This is a genomic window from Vreelandella vilamensis (assembly GCF_031451755.1).
GTDB lineage: Bacteria > Pseudomonadota > Gammaproteobacteria > Pseudomonadales > Halomonadaceae > Vreelandella > Vreelandella vilamensis.
This window is the reverse complement of the sequence record NZ_JARWAN010000063.1, coordinates 1-847: the sequence shown is the minus strand read 5'-3', so window position 1 is coordinate 847 and position 847 is coordinate 1. Positions and strand designations below refer to the sequence as shown.

Annotated in this window: 1 protein-coding gene; it reads right to left on the bottom strand. The window is 57.5% G+C overall.

What is annotated here, in order from left to right:
* Window positions 1–196: 196 nt before the first annotated feature.
* The coding region (locus QC823_RS16140; RefSeq protein WP_309657359.1) for a transposase at window positions 197–847 on the bottom strand (651 nt) is incomplete at its 5' end.

The window sequence follows — 847 nt, the reverse complement described above, 5'->3', positions numbered from 1 at the left end:
GCCATTATTTAGCGCTTTACGTCTGCATGGTGGGCGCGTTGAGGCTATCGAACGACGTATCGACGCGATGATTATGCGAAATAGGTTTTTAGCATCCCGTTTTTATCGCGTTTTTTGCATAGATAACCGACACTTACCCACGGCATGCTCTCGGCCCTTGGCCGATGGTGATGCTTGCGCCATTGAAGCCATCATGTCAGTCAGGAAGCGGCTGCAGTCGTCGGATACCCGGGAGTAAACGAGGCCACCACTTGTCGGCCGCAACACTCAAGCGCATGCGGATTTGGCGGGCTTTTACCGTGAAGGTGGCCGCCACTTTCAACACTTGCTCACGCAGCTTGATCAGGCTCCAACCCTGCCCCGTTCGGCGTTCCATCACGCAGCGCACGCTGTGCAGCACCTGGTACGCATAGAGGCTTAGCAGCAGATTGACCTGATTGCGGGCCATGACGTCCTGCACGGTCAGGTGTCCTCGATCTGTCGAGGACAGGTGCAGATTGAGCGCTGATTTGAGCTCACCCATGTGGCCTTCGGCCTTGCCCCGTTTGCGATAGAGCGCCAGGACTTTCTCGGCTGGGGTGTGATAGCGGCTGAGGTTAGTGACCAGGAAAAATGCATGCGGCAGCAGGTCGTCAGGCTTTTCCTGCACAACGAGCACCACACGCCGCGGTGATTCCCAGCTACCGGCCCGATATTCCAGATCATGGCACCACTCTCGTGGTGTCTCCGGTGGACGCCCGGGCGGGCGTTTCAGATAGGGCGCTGCCAGGGTCTGCAGGGCGTTGTTGCTCTTTAACCGCCCCAGATAAGCGATATCCTTTGAATCGAGTGCTCGCAGTGTTTCCCC